The organism is Paenibacillus sp. FSL E2-0201, assembly GCF_037963325.1.
In the GTDB taxonomy this organism is placed as follows: domain Bacteria; phylum Bacillota; class Bacilli; order Paenibacillales; family Paenibacillaceae; genus Paenibacillus_AQ.
On sequence record NZ_CP150154.1, the window covers coordinates 3,598,304 to 3,623,164 of the forward strand.

Here is a 24,861-nt window from a genome sequence, read left to right on the forward strand (position 1 = left end):
GCGATTATGATGGACAAGATTAAATACCAAAAATTTAAAATACTGAGGAGATGAAATCATGCCCCCGAAACCCAATCGAGTCGTAGTCATTGGTACTGGAGCAGTTGGTACAACAACAGCCTATACATTATTGCTACGGAGACGTATGCCTGAGCTCGTACTTATTGACGTTAATCAAAAGAAAGCACTTGGAGAAGCGTTGGATATGAATCACGGCATGCCTTTTGTTGGCGGTGTGAAGCTATGGGCTGGTACATATGAAGATTGCCGTGAAGCGGATATCATCATTGTTACGGCCGGTGCATCACAAAAACCAGGTGAAACCCGGATAGATCTGCTCCGCAAAAACATTTCAATTTTCCGAGATATCGTTCAAAAAATAACAAAATACAATCAACATGCGATACTACTTATTGCTACTAACCCGGTAGATATTTTATCATATGCCACTTTAAAAATAAGCGGATTTGATCGCAGAAGAGTCATCGGTTCCGGTACAGTGTTGGATAGTGCACGGTTTCGCTACCTGATCGGCCGCCATAAAGAAATTGATCCTCGCAGTATTCACGGACAGATTATCGGGGAACATGGAGACTCAGAACTTCCTGTTTGGAGTCTAGCGAATGTTGCCGGAATCGATCTTGGTTTTGATGAAGCAGAACAAAATGAAATTTTCGAAGATACTAAGAATGCCGCTTATGAAATTATTGATGCCAAAGGCTCTACCTCTTACGCAATAGCACTAGCACTTGATCGAATTGTAGTCTCCATTCTGCATAATGAAGGTTCTGTGTTGAACGTATCTACTTTATTGAATAATTATAATGGCGTTTCGGATGTCTACCTTGGTGCCCCTTGTATCGTAGATCGCTCCGGTGTACGAGAAGTACTAGATCTTCCACTAAATGAGACAGAAAAAGCTTTATTCCAGAAATCTGCCGAGAAGCTTAAGGCAGAGATTGCTAAGCTAGAACTGTAAGCAAGAATTGGGGCTGTCCCGAATGTCATGACTCATGACTGGGATAGTCCCTTTTTCATGAAAAAAAATGCACTTTGAATTCTATCAAATCTGGACTTGCAATTTCGACATGGCTTCTTCCTTCTCCCGGCTCGTGATATGCGTGTAAACCGTTGTAGTCTGAATAGAAGAGTGTCCGAGCAGTTCCTGAACCGTTCGCAGATCCGCGCCTTTTCGTAACAGCATGGTAGCGAAGGAATGTCGAAGCTTGTGGCTGGAATATGGTCGACGTTGTGCAGCAGGCACATCCTTTTGGAAACGCTCGAAGGTGTCCGCAGCGATTTGCTGAATACCACGAATAGACAGCCTGCGTCCCTTTTGTGAAATGAACATAGCCTCTTCTTTACTGCGCCAAGGTTCTAGCCGTTCTTCTATTGCCAGATCGAGAAAGGGGACCACATCCTCTGGAATCGGTACATTACGCCATTTACGTCCCTTACCAAACACTCGAAGTGAATGCCTTTCTACATTATAATCACTTAAATTCAGCGTGTGGACTTCCCCCACCCGAAGCCCCATATAGGACATGAGTAAAAAAACTGCTAAATTACGGCCTTTGTACTTCCCGTCTATAGAAGATAAAAATCGCCCCAGATCACCTTCATCTAAATAGACTGGCTCACGATTGATCTCTGTCTTAGATTTCTTGATCCCAGCTGCAGGATTGGTTAGAAGTAATTCCAGTTCGATTAATGCCTTGAAAAAACAGTTAATAGAGGCATGCTTCCGGTTCCGAGTAGCATCACTTACTCCACGTTCACGCACAGACGTAAGAAAGGAAATAACATGTAACTTCTTTACCGATTCAAGCTTTTTTCCATTTAGACTTTCTAAAAACTGTCTTACATCTACTAAATAGGATTTCTGCGTATAGGGAGTGTAACCGGCATCTTTCATCCAGATTAAAAAAGCCTCAAGCCCCTCTTCGTAGTCTTCACTCCACTCATTCATGGCTTCGAGCCTCCCTTGATTTCGACAATCTATTGTACCATAGAATAGCTACGAGATTTATACTTAAGTACTCCATTTTTCAGCGTGCTTTTGTACAGTCATTAAAAACTCTGTTAGTACAGGTGATTTCCATTTCTTATGATGATAGGCTATTTGAGTAGTCACACGCTGCGATTCATCATTCCAATTCAAACTAGCTAACTTTCCCTCCGCTAATTCATTGTTCACTGTAATCAGTGGAATAAAAGCGATACCTAGCCCCGCCATAACACATTGCTTGATCGCCTCAATACTCCAAAACTCTAACGTAGGGTCAGGAAATACCCCATGACTGTTTAAATGATGTTCAAACAAAGTACGGTAGCTACAACCCGTTTCTGTATGCAAAATCGTTTCTCCCTTAAGATGAACCGGCTCTACCTCTGAAAGACTCACTAAGGGATGATCTGGTGGGGCGATCAAGGTCATTTGTTCATGCACCAGTGTTTCTATGTTCAGATCTTTATCTTCTGTCTCTGGTTGCAGTAAGAAAGCCAGATCTAGTTCACCGGAGCGGACTAAGTCCGTTAGCTCCCAGCAGACCCCAGGCTTCAAAATAATTTGGACCTTCGGATATTTCGTGCGAAACTCCTTGATAATGCCTGGTAAGCGAAAAGCAGCCAGAGATTCAGGTGCGCCAATTCGTAAAGACCCTGTTAGCTCACTCTCGGAGCGAAGAGCATCTTCCGCTAGAGAGTGCATTCTGGAGATCTCTTGAGCGAATGGAAGCAGACGGCGGCCTGCATCGGTTAGGATGATCTTTTTACTGATCCGATCGAATAAAGGCTGACCTATTTCAGTCTCTAGCGCTTGGATCTGTGCGGTAATACTGGATTGTGCATAACCAAGCTTCTGTGCAGCGCGTGTGAAGCTACCCGTCTCCACTACGACAATAAAGGTAAAAAGATGACGTGATTCCATACGTGCCCCCTGAATAATAGTTAACCATCGGAATTTCGAATGGATACTATTCAAAAAATCTGTTTTTCCAATGGATCTATTATCTGCTACTCTATAACAAAAGACAATGAAAGCAGGATTAAAAATCATGAAAGATTCAAGTGCAAACACATTACAAAGAAACATCGGCATGCCCCAAGCCATAGCTCTTTATATCGGCGCTGTTTTGGGCTCAGGGGTCTTAATCGTGCCCGGGCTGGCTGCAGAAATGGCTGGTCCCGCTTCATTACTGGCATGGGGATTTATGACGCTGTTGATATTGCCAATGGCCTTATCGATGGGACTGCTCTCTGCCAAATTCCCTAACGCTGGAGGCGTGTCACACTTCGTTACTCTTGCTTTCGGACCTAAAGCTGGATCTTTAGTGGGCTGGTTCTTCCTAATGTCCGTTCCGATTGGTGCGCCCGTCGCTGCACTGACCGGTGCTGGTTATATGACAGCCGCAATGGGCTGGGATGAACCTGCGAGAATTACTATCGCTGCAGTGATGTTGGCCATTGGGCTAATTACTAACTGGATTGGCATGCAAGTGGCTGGAAAGGTACAAATTGCCGTAGTAATTGCAATTGTAGCTGTTCTCGTCTTCTCCTTTGCTACTGCACTTCCACGGATGGAGGTGGAACACTTCACACCCTTTGTCCCACATGGATGGATGAGCATTGGTCAGGCTGCAGCAATTTTATTTTGGTGTTTTATTGGCTGGGAGGCTGTCTCACATCTTTCTGAGGAGTTCAAAGACCCACAGCGTGCTGCAGTTAAAGGTGTGACCATCGCTGCAATTATTGTAGGTATTCTATATTTCTTATCTGCTTTAGCAACAGTTGGCACACAAAGCTACCTTAAAGGTGGGTCAAGCACTTCGCTCGTTTGGATCATCAGCCAGCCTCTTGGACGCTGGGGAGGATTTATCGCAGGTCTTACAGGTCTATTCATTTGTACTGCCACCATTATCGCCTATGCCGGTGCGGCCTCACGTGTGGCTTATGCGTTATCACGTCAGGGCTATGCGCCGAAATGGATGGGTAGACTATCCAAACAATATCATACCCCTATCGGCGGGATAGCTTTTCTGCTCCTCTGTTTCGTGACGGTGATGTCACTGTACGGCAGCGGATCTATATCAATCACTACTTTGATTCAGTTTCCGAATGCGACATTCATTCTAACCTATATCGGAGGCTGTGCTGCGGGGATACGTCTACTCAAGGGGAGCAGATTAGGTGTGACGATTAGCTGGATCTCTTTTCTAGCTACTGCTGCCGTGTTTCCTTTTACAGGCTGGGCGATAGGTTATCCGTTACTTATTACTTTGATGTTTATTTTGATCTTTCGTCTTAAACATAAACAAGGGATTACCGGAATAAAGGATTTAAGTAATGAAATATATGACGGTCAACGAAAAGTGTTATGAATATCATAAACCCGTAACCAGTCCTTTATCAGGATCGGTTACGGGTTTATTTTTCTTTATTTTTTTAAAAACTTTGATATGATTCCAATATTCTCCTTAATCTTGGTTTTAATAAATGGGTCAATTCTTTCAGGGAGCTGAAGCGGGTGATGAAATTTAGCATCAAGAACCTCCACTCCGTCTGGTTGAATAACCCCCTCATAGTCTGTGCAAATATATCCAATAATAACATTGTAATACTCATGGCCATTTCTTAATTTTGTATACAGTTCTTTTCCAGAAAATACACCCATTAAATGAAGCGTCTTAATTGTTATACCAAGCTCTTCCTTGACTTCGCGTCTAGCACACTCTTCTACTGATTCACCAAGCTCCATTAACCCGCCAGGAACTCCCCAGGTGCCATCTTCATGCTGGACTAATAATAGTTCACCTGAAGGATTAATAATTATTATACTCGGCCTTACCAAAATTACAGGTTTATTTCCAACCAGTTCTCGAAGTGATTCAACATACCCCATCTGCACGCCTCCTATTATTACAAGGTTATATCCTTTTTCAAATCTCATATTCTGCCATTATTTTACTCAACTTATCTGTTCATGTACATGAGCGAATCAAAGAAATCTTCCTTCTATACTTGCATTTTTCTAGCTAATAATTAAAAAGCTTACGTTTCAGCGTTCGTTTAGTTGGTTATGGAATGAAGAGGGTAAACTATACTATGACCAGACAAAGGAGACGATACATCATGCCAAATCAACCAAAGATCATTCTCGAGCAAGCAGCGCAGAAATTTGCCGATGATAATTCAAAACCTCCGTTCCTTCCTGATCTTGGACCAGAAAAAGGTCGTGAGACGGTAGATACAGTACAATCCAGCGAGATTAATAAACCTGAAGTCGATATCGAAGATCTTATGGTACCAGGAGGACCTAACGGTAATGTTTCTGTTAGAATTGTTCGGCCCCCTAGCTCCTCTTCCGCATCGTTGCCAGTCATCCTATACATTCATGGTGCAGGCTGGGTATTTGGCAATGCGCATACCCATGATCGCTTAATCCGTGAATTAGCTGTTGGTGCGGAGGCAGCAATCGTATTCCCAAATTACAGTCTATCTCCAGAAGCTAAATATCCTACCGCAATTGAAGAAATCTATGCTGTTCTAAAATGGATCGCTGAACAGGGCAGTGATCATGCCCTTGATGCTAGCAAGCTATCCATAGGTGGTGATAGTGTCGGCGGGAATATGGCAGCAGCCGTTACTCTTATGGCAAAAGAACGCAGTGGCCCGAAAATAGGGAAACAACTATTGTTCTATCCAGTAACTGATGCCTCATTTGATACCGAATCCTATCATGAGTTCGCCGAAGGATATTTCCTACAGCGTGACGGAATGAAATGGTTCTGGGATCAATATACAACTGACTCAGCGGAGCGGAATCAGATCACAGCCTCCCCGCTTTGTGCCAGTGTAGAGCAGTTACGCGATCTGCCTGAAGCACTAGTCATAACGGGTGAAGCAGATGTTCTACGTGATGAAGGTGAAGCTTATGCTGCCAAATTACGTGAAGCTGGCGTCACTGTCACAGCAGTTCGCTTTCAAGGGATCATACATGATTTTGTGATGTTAAATCCTTTAGCAGAAACCAATGCCAAAAAAGCCGCCATCAAGTTGGCGACTACCTGGCTTCGTGAAGGCTTCTAAAACTAATAAGTCCATCGACATTTTCTACATGAGGGAGTGTCTCAAAGGCCATGAAATGGCTTCTGGGACACTTATTTTTTTGATGAATACTTACGTTGACGGTCGTTACCTTCTACATTAAATTCCTGACATTCCTTCTATTGACTCTTAACCATCCTTAGGGGTCACTTTCGTGACTAAAGTTCCCTCCATCGTGTAAAATATTTACTTATTGGACGCCGATGTTTTCATTAGTTAACATAATTATGATTATGTTAACTAATGTTATAAGAAACAACAATTACGCCCAACCGATACGAGGAGCAGGCCATTGGCTGGCTGCAAGATCATTTCGAGACCTCTTTGCTTCTAGAACTTACAGATGCTGTTACGCCTCATCTTTTGAAGCTAATTCTCGCTTAAACTCACTCGTTCGACTCTCCAAATGAACAGAACCGCCATTTCCAATCTGAAAGGTCGTCCCGGACCCAATCGATAAAATTCTAATATATTGCATATTAATCGTTGAAGCCTCGGAATCATTCAAAATCTCAACTTCATCTTCATTCACTTGCTTCGACCATGCCGTGAGTGGGATCTCTAAGGGTGTAGCCTCTCTATTATTGCTGTTAATCTCTTTTATGTTATATAGATAATTTTCTTTACTTCCCACGAATTTGGACTGAATCCGCTCTACAGATCCACATAAAAAAATCGAACTGTCAGACAGATTATTGATGTACACATCTTGTATACGCGAGGTGTGCATTTATTCACTGCCTTTTTGGACTTGATCTGGAGCACTGGGAGCATACTCTATCACGCTGTCAAACGCCGAAGAACAGTTAATCGTCTGGGTATCCCCTACTAAAAATACCGAAGAACCTGATATCGAAACCACTTTTACTGCGTTTACATTTATTTCTCTGTTAATCACGGTTACTTTCATGTGGTTCCCGCCTTCCAGTTATATTTATTTCCAAATGCCGCTCTATCGCCGTAACAATATCTCGTTTGATTTGTTCTACAATAGAAGCACTTTCCTCTTCTGTGTATCCGCGCCCTTCCTCTGAGGTAGGCAGCTGGCTCACATAGTCGTTAATTCGGCCATCCATCTGATTCAGCAGATCCTGAGTTACCATTTGGATATAGTTCTCATCAATACTTAAGTTCTGCTCTTTTTCTAACCGTGAAAATTGTGAAGGGACTTCCTCTTGGACATACTTCAGAATCTCTGGACGAATCTTATCCGATAAGGCGGTTGCAGTTGGTGCCCCTTCTTCTTGCTGACCGATAGGTTTTCCATTGACGATCGCTTCATCCAGATTATTTCCCTCATTGGGTGTTATGCCTATATTTAAAGTGCCTTCCAGCTTCTCGATTTTCAATTGTTCAAAATGATAATTTATAGGTCCTATACTTGCAGCTTTATTGTTCTTTATGCTGTCTACATCCCCTTAAAATCTTGGAGCTGCTTCTCCAGCTGCTGAATCTTTTCTGATTGTAATCTTAATGTATTAAAGACTTGTTGAACATAATACGGGTGCATACAACCCCCTCCTATGGTTTATTGTATGCGAAGGATAAGCGCCTAATTCTAGCCTGTATATAGTTCAGTTGGCGGAGGCAAACGTACAAGAGGCGAATCACTTACCCCTGGTAATGGTGCAGGAGGAGATTCTGGAACGTCACTAGACTGATAACTATGAGACAAGGCATTAATTCGGCCGGAAGTGCCGATCTGCAGAACCGATGAATTAGAGATCGTACCAATTTTTAGATGATTGACCGATATGCACTGATACACCGTAATATTCATGTAAACCCACCCTTAAGGAGGCGATACTTGATCCACCACATCTGAATCCATCGTGTTCGTACTGCTGGCTGCATTATTCGTAATGTTTGTACCTATGGAGTCACCTATCGAGAAGGAGTTGGCACCGGCATAGATTTTGGAGTTACTGCTCAAGATGACGGATGCTGTATTTCCTACTAAAACTGTGGAACTAGGGCCCACGCTGTTGATTTTAATGTTACCGATGATTGAAACCACCAAACCACTCCTCCCTTAGGAATGATAACCTATTCTATGTAGATATCCGCCCAGATGTCACTGAATAAGTCATACGCCCATACAATGGATAAAAAAATGAAGGAGGTTCAGCGTTCATGAGTCCGAATAAATCGAACCCTTTAGATTGGATGAACGAAGATCCCTTTTTTAAGAAAAAGCTATCCTTAAAGTCGCTTGAAGAGCAATGGAAGCTGGATCCAAGCCAGATCGACGGATATGTTGAAAAAATAATCAGAGAAGCTACCGCGTCGACCTCTTCATCATTGACGGACGAAACCTCTAGTCTGCACTTTGAGCATCTTGACACACATAATTACCTGATCACGAAAATTCGTATTCCAAGTGAAATTCACCCCGAAAGTATTTGGGCACAAATTAACCGAACACAAATTAAATTAAGCGGTCTTGGAAAAGATCATAGCGAGATCATCCCACTCCCCATTCCAGTCAATCCGGATCAGAGCAGAGGCACTTATAAACAAGGCTCATTGCAATTCAGAATGCCAAAAATGTCATCAGGAAAATTTAGAGATATCGACATCCGTTATTTATAAAAAAACCCTTAAAATACCTCCTTTTTACTCGTCCAAGTGGTGATCTATCCTCAAAAAAGCGTCTTAGAATCAAAACAGCGTATAATTTAAGTTATGCGCTGTTTTTTTAGGGCGTTTTTCGCCCTTATTATTCTTAATTTTGTCTGCAATCACAAAGGAATTTATAAGCTTCATTCTCCGAACTTTAAGGTTGCCTCGCTCATAAGATAGGGTATCAATCGCAAAGGTGGGCTATTTATGTCCAAAAATAAACGCGGTAAAGCACTTTGGCGAATGCCATCCCGAGGTAGAGGAACATGCCTGATCTGCGGCAGCACTCGTATTAAGCTTTTATACATCGGAAAAGGTCTTTCTGGCGAAAAGGTTAACGTGTGTAAGAAATGCGAGGGTAAACAAGTAACTAACAGTAATTGAACAAAATTGTTCAGAGGATCTCCTGTCATCATTATTACAAGGCGAATGGATTACTAAAAAAGTGCAATCCTGTCATCGAACCTCGATGAAACTGAATCACACTTTGCTTAGTAGTCCTCAACTTCAAAAACCTATGGGAGTTCTATACGATAACGTCTTTCCTCACTTACTAAATTGAATCCGACAGATTCATAAAGATGCAATGCAGAATCATTGTCTGTTAACACCATTAAATAAGCTTCGTCAAGTCCATTTGTTCTGAAATAATTTAACGCTTGAGAAAGCATGTACTTAGCAATTCCAAATCTTCTCCATGGCTCAAGTACAAAAACATTTTCAACATACCCACCTTTCTCTTCCTGCCATACCATCAAGCTGCCTACAACCCTCTCCCCTTCTCGAACAACCATAGAGTTCCAAAGCGGATTTTGCTTAAACTGAGATAGTCTTTCTTTCCCAAGTGGGGTTTCTGGCCAAATCCCAGCTTCTAATTCTAAATAATGATCTTCTTCTTGCGGCGTCTCCATCATCCAAGTTGCAAATTCAAATTCCTTTTTCAGTTCAGGTACAGTGTAGGAAGTATTAAGATTATGATTCATTTTAAATAAGCTATTGTATAGACAGAAGCCCTTTTCTTTTTCAAAAAATAACGTATTTACGATCTCGGATGCGTTATTCCCCACACATAGCGTCGTTTTATGCTCTGCTGGTAAAGTTTCCTTTAATTCAAGTGCTCTCAAAAGGAGCGTTTGATACAAACTATCCAATAGATCATAATCTTCTTCTCGTTCAGGTATTGTTTTCAAATTTAAATAGATCGAATGTCTGCTTTCATCTGAGCGCCCAGGCGGCACAATATTTATGATCTCTACTTGACCTTTGGCAACCATTTTCCCATTTTCAAAGGCGCAGTACACATTCTCCCAGTTTTCCTCATCACCAACCCACCAAAAAACAGCATTTCCCCGCGAAGTAACCGAGTTATATAACTCCCCCAGTAATGGCATATCCCCTTGTTCAAAATGACGAATCGTTAATCCTTCTGATGAAAGAAGCGTAGATTTTGTCAAAACAAAACCCCTTTTCAAATGAATTTATATTTATACATCAAGGTTAGCATACCTCTTCCAATTTCACCTGTTAATTAATAGTTATAATTAATTCTTATATACCGTAACATTTATCGAGTGAACCCTGTCTTACTTACATAGGGGGACTAAATAATGAAGAGACGATTTTTTATAGGTATTTCTATATTTTCAATGGGTATTGTAATAGCTTTAGGGATCGGTACGATATCAAATATTCTAACTCCATTTAAGAGTTTCTTGCTCACTGTAAATAATCAGTCGGATGATGAAATTAGCTCTATTGAAATAGGTTTATTGCATACGGACTCCAAGGAATTATTTACAAATCCCATCAAAAAAGGTGCAACGAAAAAGTTCAAACCTACACTGAGCTTAAGTGGTGAAGGTTCTATATACCTTAAATATACTGACGCAAAAGGACGATCCACCCAAGAAACGGTATGCGGTTATACAGAGTATCTATCTGGTTATTCAACTGTCACGATAACTAATGAGGGCACAACTATAGTTCAGCAATGTAATTAAATCCGTTCTTCTAAGGGCTGTCCCAAAAGCCATGAAATGGCTGCTTAGGAGATCCCATGTTTTTGTAGTCAGATAGACGGTTGTGCTCCATAAAGACGTTCCGCGAACGGACCGTTGTTCCAACCGATGTTGCATCCAGATTTTTTCATTTTCCCTTAGTGGTTAATATCGGGACACAAAGGCGACCGCTATCGCTTTTCCACAATCAGTCCGTTCTCTCCGCTGTGTAAGCGGGAAATGGAGTTACCACACAACCATTTTAAAGAAGAGGTTTCTTTTGTACATTCAGTATACCAAGCCCAGGAAATCCGGCGAAACGAGGAAGTTTATGCTTTGTCCGTACGTCGCTTCGCGGCATGTGTTCGAAGAAAATAAATTAGTAGACTGAGCAATGTCCCTTTAAATGGCTACCGGCGAACTCATTCTTGTCGTCGGCATGCCGATCGCGGCCCACCCCATTGTATCCGAAAGAACCATGAACACGAGTTGCAGGCGCGCTGCTCAGCCATTTGCTAATCGTCATGCCAGTCTACAACTTTATTTTTCGAGTCGACACATACCCTCTAAGCCTGTCCACATATAACGAACGATGGATTTAAATCTCTTCATTGCAAAAGAACGAGAAAAAATCTTATGTAATTTCACGTGAAAATAAGCCCACTACGCCTATACGGGCATTGTGGGCTTCGCTGCTTAATCTTACTTGTAAATTGAAGTATCAAGCGGAATAATGAACCCTCCGTCAACAGCTTGTGTCACATTTATTGCGATGTTCTTTACTCCAGAAATATCTACCTCAATCGTCTGGAGATCACTATTAGGCGAAATCTTCTCTATTTTTTTAAGGAGCACATTCTTGTCATTATCTCTAATTTCAAGAGACTCCACTTCCTTGCCGATTGCAGCGAATTGCAGAACAAGCTTCTGATATTTGCCGTTAGGGCTGAGCGCGGTATATTTAATATTGGAATTAGGTGCGCTATATAGAACTTCCTTATAATTCTTGCTGCCGTATTTGGTCAGTGCAGGGTCCTTGGTATACAGACTCGTGTTAAAATCCTCCTGCTTCACGGGAACGCCTGCCTGCTGTTCGCCAATAATCACCTCTTTGGCTGTCCCGTCATAATTCACCGGAACATCCAGCAGCTCAGAAACAGATCGTACCGGAAGATACGTAGTTCCTTTATAAGTAATGGGAAGTACCGCTTTGCCATTCCCATCTTTGAGAGGGGTAATCTCCCCGTTAACTCTGATTTTTAATTCTCCGTTTAACAACGCTTTAATTTCTTGAAGCTGCGAGCTAGCGAAAGCACCTGTGCCCATGCCCACTAAAAGTATCATGGTACCGCATAAAGTCGTAACAACCTTCTTCTTCATTTCTGTTTTCCTCCTCTTGGGATTCCTTCAAATCCAGGTACTCCGCAAACAACGGTTATTTGAGAGATAATCTCTCTGAAAGATGACGCTACATGCGGGATAGTCTCTTCGGAGTTGAATATTTTACCATATTATATCACAAATCTGTCTCTTTCAATTTTTGAATAAACTGACTCACTCGTTTTTTTTGTGATGTAGCCGGTTAATCTTCTATGACCTTAACCGTCGGACGAGCGTATCCTTGATATGGTTCTGTTTGAGCATATAATCTCGCCACCCTCCTGGCTGTCCACCCCGGTGCATCCAAAAGAATCAGGAGCCCGAGCTGCAGGCTCGCTGTTCAGCCGTTTGCTAATCGCCATGCCAGTCTACAATTTTTTTTCGAGTCTAATACTTTATTTTCTTCTGACAGCAAGGAAAAAGTGACGCTTGAGGTCGGTTGACTTTCACTTACTATGACCAAAAACAAAGAGCAGCAATTCTCCAGTGACGGGAGTGGTATTATCCCCTCATGGTTGACAGTGAAAAAAGAGCACATGGTATCATGTGTTTAACACAGTCGACCGGAGGGGATTTTTCATGGCTAAAAAAGGGCAGACGTTTACGAAGTATTCAGAAGAGTTGAAGAAAGAGGCGGTTCGTCTTCACTTAGAGGAACATATGAGCTATTCACAGATTCTAGAAAAACTCGACATCAAGAGCGATGCTCAGTTGGTGAGATGGATACGTAAGTTTAAAAGTGGGGAGTCCTTTGAGGACCGACGCGGTAAAGGTGGAAGGAAACATTTTGACAGTAAAGACGAAGAAATTGCGTATTTGAAGGCACAGGTCGAATACTTAAAAAAGCTCAATCCCAATCTACATGGGGAGGGAAGTTGGATACAAATATCCGGTGCCAATCCATTCAAGAAATGAGCAAGCGATACCCGATTGTTTGGCTGTGCAAACTGGCTGAATTGTCCCGGGCTGCATACTACAAATGGAAAAAGACCTCTGACCTGCGGGAAGAACGCCAAGAGAAGGATGCGAACCTTAAGGAACATATCTTAGCCATTCATCGGCTACGTCCTGCCTATGGCTATAAGCGAATGCGTACAGCGCTTCGCAAAGAGGGATTCCCCGTAAACCATAAGAAAGTTCGCAGGTTGATGAGAGAGCTAGGCATCCAATCGGTGATTCGCAAGAAACGCCCGTTTGCCGGACGTAAGCCTTCTGTCTTATTTCCAAACGTACTCAACCAGGAATTCACAGCCCACGCTCTTCAGCAAAAGTTAGTCACGGATATTACCTATATCCGTACAGGCCACGAATTTGTCTACTTATCTGTAGTGATGGATCTATACAATAACGAGGTTGTGGCTTGGAGAATCTCTGTCCGTAATGACTTAAAGCTTGTGATAGATACTGTGAAATCTCTCCAAGACTCAAAGGCTCTCCTACACTCTGACCAGGGCTTTCAGTACACGACTCGGACGTATGCCCAGGTTTTAGAGGACAAGGGTTTGGTCGGTAGCCACTCTCGCCGGGGGAACTGTTATGACAATGCTTGTATAGAGTCATTTTTTTCTCACCTGAAGACCGAGAAATTGTATTTGGAGAAGCCCAAGAATTTAGAAAATGCTGAACATTTGGTTAGGGAATACATTCTTTATTACAACAAGGAACGTTTCCAAAAAAAACTCGGCGACCTGTCTCCGGAAGAGTACCGGAACCAGATCGCCGCTTAGAAGGCTTCTTTTTTACTGTCTACTTGACGGGGCTATGACCAGGAGAATTGCTGCTCTTTTGACCTTTTTGCGGTTTAAAAATGGAGAGTGAGTGTCTCTAATCGTAGAAAACCTACTTGTGGTATATAACCGCGCAACACTTCATCGTTATGCATTCCCTGGAAGATTTAATTGCCAGGTCACACCAAATCGATCCGCTACCCAACCAAATTTCGGACTAAACGGATAGCTTCCAAGTGGCATTAGGACCTGTCCACCTTGCGCTAATGATTCGTAGACCCGATCAATTTCAGCTTCACTCTCACAATTTACATATAAGGATATCGCTGGCGTAAAGGTGAACCCATGCTGAACATAGCTATCTATACACATAAATACTTGTCCATGTAAAGAAAAAGAAGCCTGCATAACACTCCCTTCAGGTCCTGCTTCGTTCGCTCCATAGCGCTTAACGCTAATAACTTCAGAATCATCAAATAAGGTAGTATAGAAATTCATAGCTTCTTCTGCTTTCCCTTCGAACATAAGAAAAGTCATTATCTTTTGATTCGTTTCCTTCATAATTGCCCAGCTCCCTATTGTGATTTAATTTAAATCATCTCATATCATTAACGCTTTCATATACTTTCAAACGGGCATACACGGTCTCGAGAACCGGATACGCATCTTGATCCGGTAAAGCCATAGCCAGAAGAGCACCATGCAGATGATCTGCTTCTACTGGTAATTGCTTATGCATATCCCGATGCAAGGATGAAGTAAATTCGGGTAACACAGAAAGCATCTTTTGCATCGTGGAAGCTGTATTTTCCGGTCCCACAGGCATTCCAGCATTTTGAGCCAGGCTCACAATCTCTTGCAGAAGTCGCTCATAGATAGCACGTGCCTTTGGAGATGCCAAAATAGGTCCAACTGAGCTATCCATTAAGGTTGTAATCCCACTTAAACTAGCTACAAATATATATTTTTGCCACACTTCACGCTGAATGTCAGAACTTAATGTCACTGTGAAACCAGCATTATCCAAATGGCTCAGAAGCAACTGTGTTCGTTCGGACTCACCACCTGCCCATTCACCAAAAACAATACTATGGAACGAGCTGCTTTGGACAATAGTACCTGCTGAATCTAGAGTTGTTTCTATATAACAAAGACCACCCAATACATGTTCTGGACCAAAACGATTCTGCAAAATGCTGAAATGATCATAACCATTGAGGAGCGGGAGGATAAGTGTATGTTCACCCACGTAGGGTTCGATGTCATTCATCACCTGAGGCAAATGGTATGCCTTGACCGCTATAATAATGCAGTCGAAAGGCTCTGTTTCTTCCTCATTAGAAATCGTTCGTACAGAAGTCTGAAAATCACCGTGAACACTTTTTACGATCAACCCGTCTGCTTTTAACTGAATTTGTTTGGCAGTACGAACAAGAAAAGTAACATCTTCTCCTTTTTGAGCTAAACGCCCCCCGAAATATCCACCTATAGCTCCTGCACCCACGATAAGAAATCGCATGATAATCTCCCCTTTTTTTCCTTAATTTGAACAAACAAAAAGACCTTTTAGCTATTTGCTAAACAGGTCCGAAAGGCAAAAAAAGAGTCAAGTATCGACCGTTCTTTTGTCTCGGTCCTTACGGATCAGAGCAAAATCCAACGAGTTCACCTCCATGGCTACAAGTATATTCCTATTCATATCTCAAAACCTATTAGAGCGCCATTCGATGATTTAATCGATACAGCCTCCCTGGAAAGTATAGCAAAAGAAAACATCCCTGTACAAGCATAAACGCCATCGATGTCCCTACTCTTCTTAAAGACTAGTAGTTTTGATCCACAATTTTGAGATATCCAGAAATCCGAATGAGCTGGTGTGAAGACCAAACAAGCTTTGATTTAGCTGCGCTTTTTTATTCATATGACAACCATATAGCACCCAATAGTTGTCCCTAAGCACACCTTCTGCCTGATTCAGCAATTTTATTCTGTTTTCCTTAGAGGATTGCGTGAAATCAGTGAGTACCTCTGAGAATAACAAGATCTGGTCGTCTCTCAGCAGAGAAAATAGATAATTAAGTTTATTATTAAAGTAGTTAACCATCCCCCACTGCCAATCATCTTCTAGAACCTCTTCAGCAAGGAGGATTTCGGCGGTGTTCTTTATGTCTGCTGAGTTAAATTCATTGAATAAATATAGTTCAATTTGTAGGCCTACTGAAGCCGCTCGTGCTTGAAGCCACAGCACTTCTTCTCGCTCTTCTTTTTTATCCTTTGTAGCTAAAGTTAAGATTTCTCCCTGATAGCCGCTTGCTACTAGAAGATCTCTCGCTTGTTCCAAGGCAGGTTCAACAATGCTTCTCTTACTGCTCTCCCAAGGTAAAAAGCTGTCAGCAGGAGTACTACGGTTCCCTCCTAACTCCTTAATTAAAGTCTCTCGGCTGTAAAGAATTCTCATGGCCTGCCGAAAAAGTTGATGTTGATGAACTCCTTCCTTATGGAAATTGAACAAGAGATACCGGCATCCCAAAGCAGGGTAGTCAATACTGTGATTGCAGATGATATTAGGTAATAAACCCTCCTGAACGGAGTCTGGTAGTTCATACAATCGTTCACTTGAAGCTTGTTCTGGCAAATACCAGATTTCTACACGATCTAGTAGCGGACGTATACCGTAATAATAATCAAATGCCGCGAGGACTAGCACATCTTCATTTAGATCTAGTAAACGATAGGGCCCAGTTCCGCTCACCTCATTAGCGAGATCTACATCATAAGGAAGAATCGACATATGAATACAGCTGAACATGTGTAGAAAAAAGAGATTGGGACGAGACAGCTCAAACCGGATCCTGTGATCTCCTTCAAGCTCTACTCGTTCTATATCTTTGTATAGGCTCAATGCTGGACTGTTCAAATCTATAAGGCGTTGAAATGTCTCTTTTACGTCTTTGGAGGTCATTATCCTGCCGTGATGGAATCGCACACCTTTACGGAGATAAAAAATATAACTTGTACAATCTTCATTGGCTTCCCACATATGAGCTAGTCCAGGGAGAAAAGTATCACTTCCTGCATCATAGGAAACTAATGTGCTATAAATTTGTCCGAGTAAATAGGATTCAAACGCGGTGTATACATAAGCTGGATCTAGCTCTTCCATATGCCGGTTACGTGTAATTCGCAGGACGTCCAATCCTGATGTTGACTCTGTTTCACTACGGAAGCCCATCTGCTTATTTAACACCATTAATAACCGTTCCTTTAATGGATCACTAACTTGGCCACGACTTAATAGCTCTATAGCTTGCTTAATCTTCCCCTTACTAATGAGTTCCTGAAAGCTGTCCTCCAGCACCTCTTCAATCGTTCGTAGAAAAGTTAACTGCGAGATATTTCCACGCCCTCTTCCCGGCTGCCAATGGATAAACCCCTGCTCTTCAAGCTTTCGAAGAATAAACTTTACGTTACGAGGAGTGCAGCACAGAATTGTAGCCAGTCTATCTATGGTGACAGGAATAGCTTCCCCTATATCTATTGGGGATGGGATGGCTATTGCTAAACATAAAAAATGATTACTTATATGGTCCACGATCGTTCACTCCTTTAAAGGTGAAACACTTTAAGTATTTCTTACACTTTTACTTCCCCCTTTTATCATTATAATTATACATATATCAGCAATGAATATGCAGTACTAATATTATAGCTATCAGATTAGGAGACCTTTTCAATTATGAATCAGCATCTAAGGCATGTTCACCCACTAGCATGGACTATCATTATCGGTACGATGTTCGGACGTTTAGTAACTTCAATGAGCATTCCGTTCTTATCCATCTATTTAACCCAGGTCCTTGGAGCTACCCCCACTCAAACGGGAATTACCGTAGCCGTCAGCTCACTTGCGGGCGTAATGGCTAGCTTCTATGGAGGATACATTTCAGATATTGTAGGCCGCAAAATCGTCATGCTAATCTCCGTATTTGGCTGGGCAGCAGTATTCTTCGGATTCTCTGTTGCACAACATCTGTGGGTATTCTTCTTGGTCAACACCTTGAATGGATTATGCAGATCCGTGTTTGAGCCCACTTCACGGGCGCTTCTATCCGACATTACTCCAGCTGAAAGTAAGCTGCTTGTATTCAATCTTAGATATGCTGCGATCAACCTTGGTGTTGTCTTTGGTCCGATTATTGGAGTGCAGCTCGGTTCTGCCGAGTCTACGTTTCCCTTTATGATCGCTGGGATTGTATACGTTGCATACGGGCTTGTATTATTCGTCCAATTCAAATTGCATCATTCAACCATGCAGAGTCATACTCAAGCTGAACCACCACGTTTACTTGAAGCCTTGGCAATAACCGGTAGAGACCGTGTCTTCTTGCCAGTTCTACTCGGTACTATCTTTTGTGTGCTTGGATACGGACATTTCGGCTCAACTATGGCGCAGTATTTAGCAATGAACACCCATTTCACAAATGGTGGGCAATTATTCTCCTATATGTTGTCACTCAATGCCATTACAGTGCTCGTGGTACAGTATCCTATCGTACGTACTGCTAGTAAGTTCTCACCGATTGTACCTTTGATTCTTGGAAATATATGCGTTGCACTTAGTCTTCTCTTAGTTGGTTTGGCAGAAGGTGTAGGCCTTCTTATGTTCAGTGTTGTTCTGTTTACAATAGGAGAAGTACTACTCTTCACGATGATGGACATGTTAATTGATCGGATCGCGAAGCCAGAAATGAAAGGTACGTACTTTGGAACGATTGGATTTAACAATTTAGGGAGTGTAATCGCGCCTATCTTCGGTGGTGTACTTTTAGATCATTATGGAGCCCAGAACGGCCTTACGATCTTCCTACCACTTGCTCTAACCACGGCTATAGGACTTCCTTTTCTAATCGTAGCGCACAAAAGGCTTGCTGCTAGAGAGAAGTTATCTCTTGATGTTGACACTAGTGCATAAATGGTTAATTCATTAAACTTAAGGGATATTTTGGAATCATCTATTTATAGTTAACATATTAATTATTATGTAAACCTTTAAAATCCGTTGAACTTTTTCACAATAAGAGCGGGACCGTTTCACTGCAGAACATGCAATCGAGACGGTCTCTTTTATATAAAATGACTTTGCTAATTATAAACCCCCTGTATCAAATTCACCTGTTCCTTCACATATTGTCTCAGTTTCAAAGGTTCCACAATCTCGGCTTGTCCAAGTATCCCCCAAACATTCGTACATGCACTTTCATAGTTATACATATTTACAGTAAGGGTTATTTGATCTCCTTCCTCTACCCTATTCATGATCTCCAGCCCGTGTATAGAAGCCACTCGGCTCTTATTCGTTCTAATCAATACTGGGTAGATCTCTTCCTCTTTACAAGCTTGTTTAAATTCCCTCTCCTGCTGCTTCCAGTGCCCTTCTAAAGAGAAGTCCTGAGGGATAGCATACTCTTCCTCTATAAGCTGTGTAGTGGCGATTCTCTCACATTTAAACGTGCGGATTTGTTCGGCGTCTTCACAGTAGGCAATAAGATACCACTCTTCTTTTTTCACAACTAGACCATAGGGCTGTAATTTCCTGTTTGATATGACTCCGTTAATCTTGTGGTACTCAATCCATAGTTTATGAGATCTCCATACGGCAGCTCTAATCGATTCCAGACAAGGGATTTCTAAACGTTCTGACCACCACGGCGTATTATCGAAATAAAACCGCTTTTGTGCCTTCTGGATATCTGTCTGATAGGAAGCGGGTAATGTTTTTTCTAATTTCAGCAAGGTTGTCTTAAGCTTTAATCCGGAATGAGTATGACCGCCAGTATGGATCCCCATTCCAGTTAGATAAAGATTGATTACATCTTCCTCATGAAGCTGACTTAAGTTAACTGTATACCCCTTCATTAAGGAGATGCCACCATTCGGTCCCGGCGTGGATAACAGTGGGATTCCAGCTTCAGCTAGTACATCAATGTCTCTATAGATAGAGCGTACGGAGGTTTCCAAGGCTTGAGCTAGGTCATTGGCCTTCATCTTCCCTCTTGATTCTACTAATAATAAAATTGCGATTAAACGGTGCAAGCGCATGGGGATCCTCCAATTTTTTCTTTTTTAAAGTATACATCATAATTCCTGCCAATCTGCTGTCAACAATAGAAGGTTATGATTAGTTCAATACATAAAGGAGCTGATGCATATGAATATTGGCGTATTGGGAACTGGATTTGGAGCTTATCATGCGCAGTTATGGACAAAAATGGATCGAGTAGACAAAGTAATTATCTATGGCAGAAACGAAGCGAAGCTGCAGGAGTTAAAACAGTCTTTAGGCGTTGAAATCACTACTGATATTGACGACATTATGCTTGATACCACCATCGATGTGATTGATATCTGTTTGCCCTCTGCTTTACATAGGCAATATGCTGTCGATGCGCTTAAGAATGGAAAACATGTATTTTGTGAGACACCGGTTTGCTACAATTTAGAAGATGCCTATGCGATGAAGGAAGCCGAACAATTATATGATTCGCGAATCCTCGTCAACCAGTTTATTAAATTCGATCCTGCGTACAAATATCTATATGAAGTAACCAATAAGGAGAAATACGGAAAGCTTTTATCCCTCACCTTAAAAAGAGAAACGCCTCCTTTGTGGGGAGACCTCGGTCTACATGTCATCGCAACCAATCTTATGATTCACGAATTGGATTTTGTGACCTGGATGCTGGGGTCTACGGAGCCGCACTCCGTTTGGGGAACCGATGGTGGTAAAAGTGATCAAGCCTTAGTCCGTGCAACTTTTCAACAACCTAATGTGTCCGTTGAGATCGTTGTTTCTTCACAGATGCCAACCTCGTATCCTTTTTCCGTGGGTTATGAGGCATATTTTGAACGAGGCAAGCTTGTCTATCAAGAAAGTGACCACATGAATGGATCAATCGAGAGCACATTAATTGAATTTACCGCTTCAGGTAAACAGGAGCTTTTGTCAGAACCAGCTAATCCCTATGAAAAAAGTTTGGAGCACGCACTCCACTGTCTAGAGAATGGTATTTTATCAGATATTGAGTTTGACGCTGCCTTGCAAGCAATAGAATTAGCCATCAGGATTGGAAAAAAGCTTGTATAAATGGATCAAGGGGTGTTATATCCTTTTTCATGGGTTTTATTTGTAGGGTGAGTTGACGTATATGATTTATGATAGTGGCTGGGGTGAGTATTGGAATTTGAATTATCTATTGTGAATTTTTCATATGATGAAATTAAAGAATTATTGTGAGAATATAGTCTTTTTAAAAGCTATACTTGGTGCTTGTTCATGAAAGGCTATTATTTCACAAGGCTGCGAAAGGGATTATATGCTTCAAATTTAGGTAGCTAATGATAATTGGAAGCAGAAATACGAATCAGTTAACATAATAATTATTATGTTAACTGATTTCGAGGAGTCGACTCTCCACACACTTTTACCTCTGTTTTATCGCAAGTGCAAACCTCTCTATCGTCTCTTTGGATAACCCATTTACACTCATGCCCTTCCCTTTTACCATCCGCAGAACCAATCGATCTAATAAAGTGAACTTCTCTTCATAAATCTCATCTCCGAACACTTCTTTTGTAATTGATTGGTCATACAGCTTCTCTGGAAATGAAGATTTCAATTCCTGTGCGGCCTGCTCCCCCTTCGCTCCTGCACAAATAAATAATCCAACGCGCTTCTTACTTAGTTCATTTTGATATTTTGAAGTAAACTCCATCATTTGTTTTTGTATTTTCCCATAATAAATAGATCCACCTAAGATGACCGTATCATATCGCTCTAATTCCGGCTCTTTAGCAAGCATCAAATTGACTACTTCAGTCTCTTCACCCAACTGATTTTTCAATAAATAAGCCGCTTTCTCCGTACATCCATATTTGGAAGTATAAATAATAATTGTCTTCATTCTAATCACTCCCCTTCACGCTCTGATCTTCCTACTGTGTTAAAGGTGTACTTATTTACCTGTTTGCTATAGAAACCATTGAATCCAAATAACAAGAAATGAGTGCTTCGACCTGTTCTTCAGGCAAATCCTTTTCTACAATCAAACGCATAATTAATCCGAATGCAGCACTCCATATCACTTGAGCAGTGAGCTCTATAGAAGATTCCTTATGGAGTTCTTTCGATCCGAACCTAGATAAACATTGGCAGAGCATACCAATCGCTTTACGCTCCTGAGCAGCTCCCTTGAATAGAACAGCTGTGTAACTAAGAACAGCCGGTGTATCGTTCAGCATTACATTACGGTACTCTACACTTGTCGAAAGGGTCATCCTGATCCATTGCTCAAGCGATTGTCTCAAAAGCTTCTCTGGTGGCAGTTCATGCTCCGCCTTGCGCTGTACGGACTGAAGCTCGGTGACCATATCTGTATATTTTTGTTGCAAATATCTCACCACAATTTCATCTTTACCCTGGAAGTAATGATAAATAATTCCCGGTGAATACTCGATTTTCTCTGCAATTTTGCGAATAGAAAGCTTCTCAATACCTTCTTCTGCAATCAACAAAGCCGCGGCCTGTAAAATCCTTTTCTTCATTTTCTCACGTTCACGCATTTGCCGTTGTTCTTTATTCATCTTAATGTCTCCTCATAATTTGAACATCGTTTAATCATTGAACACTGTTAAATATATATAAGTTCTTTTATTATTTTCTATATAGTAAATCACACACAAATCCCGCCCAGTTAATGTAATATCCAGACATAAAAAATCCGCCAGTCCATATAGACTGACGGAGGAACCCTTATTCATGAAGTTAAAGGATTACAGACAAAGAGTTTTAGTGATGATAACCAACAGGATAAACAGAACCAGAATTGCTCCTGTGGAAGTAAATCCACCGTATCCGCCTGCGAATTCGCCCATTTTAACTCCTCCTTTGTAATTGAGTACATCATAAGATATGCTAAATCCCCATCTGTGCTTGGGTGAAATGAACAAAAATAACCCAAACAATCCTACTGAGATCGTTGGGTTATTAATTAAGTTAACATAATCATAATTATGTTAACTTAATGTGCTTTTAACTTAACTATCATAAGATAACCATTCATTTAGATTGACTACAATACCATTGTTTTCTTTTCAATTATTAACTCTATTATTATTTAATGTGTTGAAGTATTGGCTCGGATTGCCTTGAGGCGGATTATAACGCTCTTGAAATTCTCCATTTGTGTACTCCCCAATCACTCTTTGCCAGAAATTACGAGCAGGCGTATTCGCACGTACCTGTGACACCTTCCAATCACCTGGGTACATGTCAAACAACTTATGTGCAGCCCAGGTTCCTACTCCGCTCCGGCGATATTTCTGCATTACAAAAAACTCTGTCATATAAAATTGCCCTTCGGGATTACGCAGCAACCGTTCTACCAAAGCAAATCCAGCAATATGCTCGTCCACTTTGAACAAATACACAAATTTATTATCGCCACTACTCCAAAATGATTCTAATCCCGGATAAGCTGGGTATACGCCATCTTGGTCTACATCAAGCTCCAGATAACGGGTAAAATCATATAAATAAAACTGCATAAGTTTGCTTATCGTCTGTTTCCGCTCTCTGGGAACCAGCTCCATTCCAAGTTCCATTAGGTGCACCTCTGCCATTTATGTTTACTTCACATCATATAACTTAGTTCCTTTAGGAGCAAGTTCCCCCCTTTTAATTAACTCTGATCAAAGCCCATAGGGGCTAAAACATGATAAGATAGAAGGAAGAAATTATAAGAAAACTATGGAAAAGGGTGAATCACATGAGCGTTCAAAAGAACGATGACCGTAAAAAACTGGATCTAAAGCTACCTCTCATGCCTTGGTTCGTTCAGCAGTTCATTGACTATAAACGTCCTGATCTATCCCCCTCCACCCTCCTGGAGTATATTCGGGACTATGAGTCCTTTTTCGGATGGCTACGTGCCGAAGGTCTCTCTCAAGCCAGCTCCAATACAGAGATCACACTACTTGAATTAGAAACCCTGCATATGGATAGTATTGTTGGATACCGTCTGCATCTCACAACCCGTGCAGAGGGAACAAATACACGTGTAACCGTATCTCGTAAACTGTCTGCATTACGCTCATTATTTCATTATTTAAGTCAAATCGCTGAGGACGAGAATTTCTATCCTTTGCTTAAACGAAATATTATGGCCAAGGTAGAAGTTAAACGAACGCATAAGCCTAAGGATACCGCTGCTAAATTAAAGGGCAAGATTCTAGAAGATGAGGAACTGCTGGAATTCGTGGGTTATATTTTTGAAGGATATGGACGAGATGTTGAAGGAAACAAGCAGGCTTATTATTCTTTTCAATTAAATCGTGAACGCGACGCCTGTATTGCCAGCTTAATTCTTAATTCTGGCCTCCGGGTATCTGAAGTAGTCAATCTGAACGTGGATGATCTGGATATTAACAACAAGCTACTCTATGTCACTCGAAAAGGGAATAATGATGAAACCTTCAAAACCCCTGTTTATTTTCGTGAACAAGCAAAGGATGATTTAGCTCTTTATCTAAACCTGCGTCAATCTCGTTATAAAACACCAAAGAGGGAAAAAGCATTGTTTATCGCTTTGCCCAACGGACGTCAAGAAGGTAAACGTATGACCAAAAGGGCCATTCAAGAAATGATTATTAAATATGCAAAACGTTTTGGTAAACCCTATTTAACGGTACATAAGCTTCGTCACTCTTTTGCTACAGACTATTATCTGCAAAATGATATTTATAAAACAAAAGAACAGCTCGGGCATGCTTCCACAGAAACAACCGAAATCTATGCTCACCTCACAGACAAAACGATGTCTGAGGCGATTGAACGTCGTTTGGATAGTTAATTTTTCGCAAAAAGCCGGCCATACCTCCTCCGATTTTTATGGAAAAGGTGTGACCGGTTCTCTTTTTACATGGTATAGAAAGACTGATCGGATTAGCATTATGTTGAATCATTGGCTTTTCTA

The 24,861-nt window shown here is 41.5% G+C and carries 27 protein-coding genes and 1 pseudogene; 10 read left to right on the top strand and 18 right to left on the bottom strand.

The genetic code is table 11. From position 1 onward, the window contains the following. Positions 1 to 58 precede the first annotated feature (58 nt). On the top strand, positions 59 to 979 hold the full coding sequence (locus tag NSU15_RS16235) for an L-lactate dehydrogenase (RefSeq protein ID WP_042128188.1): 921 nt from the start codon (positions 59 to 61) through the stop codon (positions 977 to 979). Between the two features lie 84 nt (positions 980 to 1,063). Here NSU15_RS16235 and NSU15_RS16240 read toward each other — a convergent pair whose 3' ends face one another. Next, entirely contained in the window at positions 1,064 to 1,969 is a 906-nt protein-coding gene (locus NSU15_RS16240) for a tyrosine-type recombinase/integrase (protein ID WP_042128190.1), read from the bottom strand. A 63-nt stretch (positions 1,970 to 2,032) separates the two neighbouring features. Further along, positions 2,033 to 2,929, bottom strand: coding sequence for a LysR family transcriptional regulator (locus NSU15_RS16245; protein ID WP_339286746.1), 897 nt, complete (start codon positions 2,927 to 2,929; stop codon positions 2,033 to 2,035). A 127-nt stretch (positions 2,930 to 3,056) separates the two neighbouring features. Here NSU15_RS16245 and NSU15_RS16250 point away from each other — a divergent pair, with 127 nt between their 5' ends. Then, the gene (locus tag NSU15_RS16250; protein WP_339286748.1) at positions 3,057 to 4,379 is read left to right on the top strand and encodes an amino acid permease; all 1,323 of its coding nucleotides are present in this window, start codon (positions 3,057 to 3,059) and stop codon (positions 4,377 to 4,379) included. Positions 4,380 to 4,435: 56 nt separating this feature from the next. On the opposite strand, the gene NSU15_RS16255 is transcribed toward NSU15_RS16250, so the two are convergent. Next, the gene (locus NSU15_RS16255; protein ID WP_076120491.1) at positions 4,436 to 4,900 is read right to left on the bottom strand and encodes an NUDIX domain-containing protein; all 465 of its coding nucleotides are present in this window, start codon (positions 4,898 to 4,900) and stop codon (positions 4,436 to 4,438) included. Positions 4,901 to 5,130: 230 nt separating this feature from the next. Between NSU15_RS16255 and NSU15_RS16260 the strand changes: the two genes are divergently transcribed. Next, complete coding sequence (locus NSU15_RS16260) at positions 5,131 to 6,087, top strand: alpha/beta hydrolase (RefSeq protein WP_339286749.1); 957 nt, start codon at positions 5,131 to 5,133, stop codon at positions 6,085 to 6,087. Positions 6,088 to 6,454: 367 nt separating this feature from the next. On the opposite strand, the gene NSU15_RS16265 is transcribed toward NSU15_RS16260, so the two are convergent. From NSU15_RS16265 to NSU15_RS16285, 5 genes are all read right to left on the bottom strand, one after another. Beyond that, a complete protein-coding gene (locus NSU15_RS16265; RefSeq protein WP_076120489.1) occupies positions 6,455 to 6,835 on the bottom strand; it encodes a spore germination protein GerPE in 381 nt (126 codons plus the stop codon). After that, complete coding sequence (locus tag NSU15_RS16270; RefSeq protein WP_042128202.1) at positions 6,836 to 7,015, bottom strand: hypothetical protein; 180 nt, start codon at positions 7,013 to 7,015, stop codon at positions 6,836 to 6,838. Further along, positions 6,996 to 7,508, bottom strand: a complete 513-nt coding sequence (gene gerPC, locus NSU15_RS16275) for a spore germination protein GerPC (protein WP_339291370.1) — start codon at positions 7,506 to 7,508, stop codon at positions 6,996 to 6,998. Before gerPC ends, NSU15_RS16270 begins: the two co-directional genes overlap by 20 nt. 155 nt (positions 7,509 to 7,663) lie before the next feature. Then, the gene (locus NSU15_RS16280) at positions 7,664 to 7,885 is read right to left on the bottom strand and encodes a spore germination protein GerPB (RefSeq protein ID WP_081954099.1); all 222 of its coding nucleotides are present in this window, start codon (positions 7,883 to 7,885) and stop codon (positions 7,664 to 7,666) included. A gap of 12 nt (positions 7,886 to 7,897) precedes the next feature. After that, positions 7,898 to 8,122, bottom strand: coding sequence for a spore germination protein (locus NSU15_RS16285; protein WP_036687577.1), 225 nt, complete (start codon positions 8,120 to 8,122; stop codon positions 7,898 to 7,900). Positions 8,123 to 8,238: 116 nt separating this feature from the next. Here NSU15_RS16285 and NSU15_RS16290 point away from each other — a divergent pair, with 116 nt between their 5' ends. Then, positions 8,239 to 8,697 (top strand): Hsp20/alpha crystallin family protein, encoded by a 459-nt coding sequence (locus NSU15_RS16290; RefSeq protein WP_339286753.1) that lies wholly within the window; start codon positions 8,239 to 8,241, stop codon positions 8,695 to 8,697. 237 nt (positions 8,698 to 8,934) lie between these two features. Next, positions 8,935 to 9,111: a hypothetical protein gene (locus NSU15_RS16295; RefSeq protein WP_167348469.1), complete on the top strand. Its 177-nt coding sequence runs from the start codon at positions 8,935 to 8,937 to the stop codon at positions 9,109 to 9,111. 131 nt (positions 9,112 to 9,242) lie between these two features. On the opposite strand, the gene NSU15_RS16300 is transcribed toward NSU15_RS16295, so the two are convergent. After that, the gene (locus tag NSU15_RS16300) at positions 9,243 to 10,199 is read right to left on the bottom strand and encodes a GNAT family N-acetyltransferase (RefSeq protein ID WP_339286754.1); all 957 of its coding nucleotides are present in this window, start codon (positions 10,197 to 10,199) and stop codon (positions 9,243 to 9,245) included. A 135-nt stretch (positions 10,200 to 10,334) separates the two neighbouring features. On the opposite strand from NSU15_RS16300, the gene NSU15_RS16305 reads away from it, so the two are divergent. Beyond that, a complete protein-coding gene (locus tag NSU15_RS16305) occupies positions 10,335 to 10,727 on the top strand; it encodes a hypothetical protein (RefSeq protein WP_339286756.1) in 393 nt (130 codons plus the stop codon). A 699-nt stretch (positions 10,728 to 11,426) separates the two neighbouring features. Here the strand turns inward: NSU15_RS16305 and NSU15_RS16310 are convergent. Next, on the bottom strand, positions 11,427 to 12,104 hold the full coding sequence (locus tag NSU15_RS16310; RefSeq protein ID WP_339286757.1) for a stalk domain-containing protein: 678 nt from the start codon (positions 12,102 to 12,104) through the stop codon (positions 11,427 to 11,429). Positions 12,105 to 12,683: 579 nt separating this feature from the next. Between NSU15_RS16310 and NSU15_RS16315 the strand changes: the two are divergent. Beyond that, positions 12,684 to 13,831, top strand: a pseudogene (locus NSU15_RS16315) (IS3 family transposase). Positions 13,832 to 13,978: 147 nt separating this feature from the next. Here the strand turns inward: NSU15_RS16315 and NSU15_RS16320 are convergent. The 3 genes from NSU15_RS16320 to NSU15_RS16330 all read right to left on the bottom strand — a co-directional run bounded on the left by NSU15_RS16320 (position 13,979) and on the right by NSU15_RS16330 (position 17,423). Further along, a complete protein-coding gene (locus NSU15_RS16320) occupies positions 13,979 to 14,392 on the bottom strand; it encodes a VOC family protein (protein WP_339286759.1) in 414 nt (137 codons plus the stop codon). 34 nt (positions 14,393 to 14,426) lie between these two features. Then, positions 14,427 to 15,350, bottom strand: a complete 924-nt coding sequence (locus NSU15_RS16325) for a ketopantoate reductase family protein (RefSeq protein WP_339286761.1) — start codon at positions 15,348 to 15,350, stop codon at positions 14,427 to 14,429. A gap of 297 nt (positions 15,351 to 15,647) precedes the next feature. Beyond that, positions 15,648 to 17,423, bottom strand: coding sequence for an ABC transporter substrate-binding protein (locus tag NSU15_RS16330; protein ID WP_339286762.1), 1,776 nt, complete (start codon positions 17,421 to 17,423; stop codon positions 15,648 to 15,650). A 144-nt stretch (positions 17,424 to 17,567) separates the two neighbouring features. Between NSU15_RS16330 and NSU15_RS16335 the strand changes: the two genes are divergently transcribed. Beyond that, entirely contained in the window at positions 17,568 to 18,803 is a 1,236-nt protein-coding gene (locus NSU15_RS16335) for an MFS transporter (protein WP_339286764.1), read from the top strand. A 170-nt stretch (positions 18,804 to 18,973) separates the two neighbouring features. Here NSU15_RS16335 and NSU15_RS16340 read toward each other — a convergent pair whose 3' ends face one another. Beyond that, the gene (locus NSU15_RS16340; protein WP_339286766.1) at positions 18,974 to 19,930 is read right to left on the bottom strand and encodes a WYL domain-containing protein; all 957 of its coding nucleotides are present in this window, start codon (positions 19,928 to 19,930) and stop codon (positions 18,974 to 18,976) included. 109 nt (positions 19,931 to 20,039) lie between these two features. Between NSU15_RS16340 and NSU15_RS16345 the strand changes: the two genes are divergently transcribed. Continuing rightward, positions 20,040 to 20,975, top strand: coding sequence for a Gfo/Idh/MocA family oxidoreductase (locus NSU15_RS16345; protein ID WP_339286768.1), 936 nt, complete (start codon positions 20,040 to 20,042; stop codon positions 20,973 to 20,975). Between the two features lie 337 nt (positions 20,976 to 21,312). On the opposite strand, the gene NSU15_RS16350 is transcribed toward NSU15_RS16345, so the two are convergent. The 4 genes from NSU15_RS16350 to NSU15_RS16365 all read right to left on the bottom strand — a co-directional run bounded on the left by NSU15_RS16350 (position 21,313) and on the right by NSU15_RS16365 (position 23,491). Beyond that, on the bottom strand, positions 21,313 to 21,792 hold the full coding sequence (locus tag NSU15_RS16350; protein ID WP_339286769.1) for a flavodoxin domain-containing protein: 480 nt from the start codon (positions 21,790 to 21,792) through the stop codon (positions 21,313 to 21,315). Positions 21,793 to 21,847: 55 nt separating this feature from the next. After that, positions 21,848 to 22,471, bottom strand: coding sequence for a TetR/AcrR family transcriptional regulator (locus tag NSU15_RS16355; RefSeq protein WP_076118671.1), 624 nt, complete (start codon positions 22,469 to 22,471; stop codon positions 21,848 to 21,850). A gap of 189 nt (positions 22,472 to 22,660) precedes the next feature. Next, a complete protein-coding gene (locus NSU15_RS16360; RefSeq protein WP_197069683.1) occupies positions 22,661 to 22,762 on the bottom strand; it encodes a sporulation protein YjcZ in 102 nt (33 codons plus the stop codon). A gap of 219 nt (positions 22,763 to 22,981) precedes the next feature. Further along, complete coding sequence (locus NSU15_RS16365) at positions 22,982 to 23,491, bottom strand: GNAT family N-acetyltransferase (RefSeq protein ID WP_042128229.1); 510 nt, start codon at positions 23,489 to 23,491, stop codon at positions 22,982 to 22,984. A 164-nt stretch (positions 23,492 to 23,655) separates the two neighbouring features. On the opposite strand from NSU15_RS16365, the gene xerS reads away from it, so the two are divergent. Further along, complete coding sequence (gene xerS, locus NSU15_RS16370; protein ID WP_042128231.1) at positions 23,656 to 24,738, top strand: tyrosine recombinase XerS; 1,083 nt, start codon at positions 23,656 to 23,658, stop codon at positions 24,736 to 24,738. The last annotated feature ends 123 nt before the right edge of the window (positions 24,739 to 24,861 follow it).

What these genes read in the sequence shown, in the direction of transcription:
- NSU15_RS16235 (WP_042128188.1), top strand. Translation starts at nt 59, where the DNA reads ATGCCCCCGAAACCCAATCGAGTCGTAGTCATTGGTACTGGAGCAGTT.
- NSU15_RS16240 (WP_042128190.1), bottom strand. Translation starts at nt 1,969, where the DNA reads ATGAATGAGTGGAGTGAAGACTACGAAGAGGGGCTTGAGGCTTTTTTA.
- NSU15_RS16245 (WP_339286746.1), bottom strand. Translation starts at nt 2,929, where the DNA reads ATGGAATCACGTCATCTTTTTACCTTTATTGTCGTAGTGGAGACGGGT.
- NSU15_RS16250 (WP_339286748.1), top strand. Translation starts at nt 3,057, where the DNA reads ATGAAAGATTCAAGTGCAAACACATTACAAAGAAACATCGGCATGCCC.
- NSU15_RS16255 (WP_076120491.1), bottom strand. Translation starts at nt 4,900, where the DNA reads ATGGGGTATGTTGAATCACTTCGAGAACTGGTTGGAAATAAACCTGTA.
- NSU15_RS16260 (WP_339286749.1), top strand. Translation starts at nt 5,131, where the DNA reads ATGCCAAATCAACCAAAGATCATTCTCGAGCAAGCAGCGCAGAAATTT.
- NSU15_RS16265 (WP_076120489.1), bottom strand. Translation starts at nt 6,835, where the DNA reads ATGCACACCTCGCGTATACAAGATGTGTACATCAATAATCTGTCTGAC.
- NSU15_RS16270 (WP_042128202.1), bottom strand. Translation starts at nt 7,015, where the DNA reads ATGAAAGTAACCGTGATTAACAGAGAAATAAATGTAAACGCAGTAAAA.
- NSU15_RS16280 (WP_081954099.1), bottom strand. Translation starts at nt 7,885, where the DNA reads ATGAATATTACGGTGTATCAGTGCATATCGGTCAATCATCTAAAAATT.
- NSU15_RS16290 (WP_339286753.1), top strand. Translation starts at nt 8,239, where the DNA reads ATGAGTCCGAATAAATCGAACCCTTTAGATTGGATGAACGAAGATCCC.
- NSU15_RS16295 (WP_167348469.1), top strand. Translation starts at nt 8,935, where the DNA reads ATGTCCAAAAATAAACGCGGTAAAGCACTTTGGCGAATGCCATCCCGA.
- NSU15_RS16305 (WP_339286756.1), top strand. Translation starts at nt 10,335, where the DNA reads ATGAAGAGACGATTTTTTATAGGTATTTCTATATTTTCAATGGGTATT.
- NSU15_RS16310 (WP_339286757.1), bottom strand. Translation starts at nt 12,104, where the DNA reads ATGAAGAAGAAGGTTGTTACGACTTTATGCGGTACCATGATACTTTTA.
- NSU15_RS16320 (WP_339286759.1), bottom strand. Translation starts at nt 14,392, where the DNA reads ATGAAGGAAACGAATCAAAAGATAATGACTTTTCTTATGTTCGAAGGG.
- NSU15_RS16325 (WP_339286761.1), bottom strand. Translation starts at nt 15,350, where the DNA reads ATGCGATTTCTTATCGTGGGTGCAGGAGCTATAGGTGGATATTTCGGG.
- NSU15_RS16335 (WP_339286764.1), top strand. Translation starts at nt 17,568, where the DNA reads ATGAATCAGCATCTAAGGCATGTTCACCCACTAGCATGGACTATCATT.
- NSU15_RS16340 (WP_339286766.1), bottom strand. Translation starts at nt 19,930, where the DNA reads ATGCGCTTGCACCGTTTAATCGCAATTTTATTATTAGTAGAATCAAGA.
- NSU15_RS16345 (WP_339286768.1), top strand. Translation starts at nt 20,040, where the DNA reads ATGAATATTGGCGTATTGGGAACTGGATTTGGAGCTTATCATGCGCAG.
- NSU15_RS16350 (WP_339286769.1), bottom strand. Translation starts at nt 21,792, where the DNA reads ATGAAGACAATTATTATTTATACTTCCAAATATGGATGTACGGAGAAA.
- NSU15_RS16355 (WP_076118671.1), bottom strand. Translation starts at nt 22,471, where the DNA reads ATGAATAAAGAACAACGGCAAATGCGTGAACGTGAGAAAATGAAGAAA.
- NSU15_RS16360 (WP_197069683.1), bottom strand. Translation starts at nt 22,762, where the DNA reads ATGGGCGAATTCGCAGGCGGATACGGTGGATTTACTTCCACAGGAGCA.
- NSU15_RS16365 (WP_042128229.1), bottom strand. Translation starts at nt 23,491, where the DNA reads ATGGAACTTGGAATGGAGCTGGTTCCCAGAGAGCGGAAACAGACGATA.
- xerS (WP_042128231.1), top strand. Translation starts at nt 23,656, where the DNA reads ATGAGCGTTCAAAAGAACGATGACCGTAAAAAACTGGATCTAAAGCTA.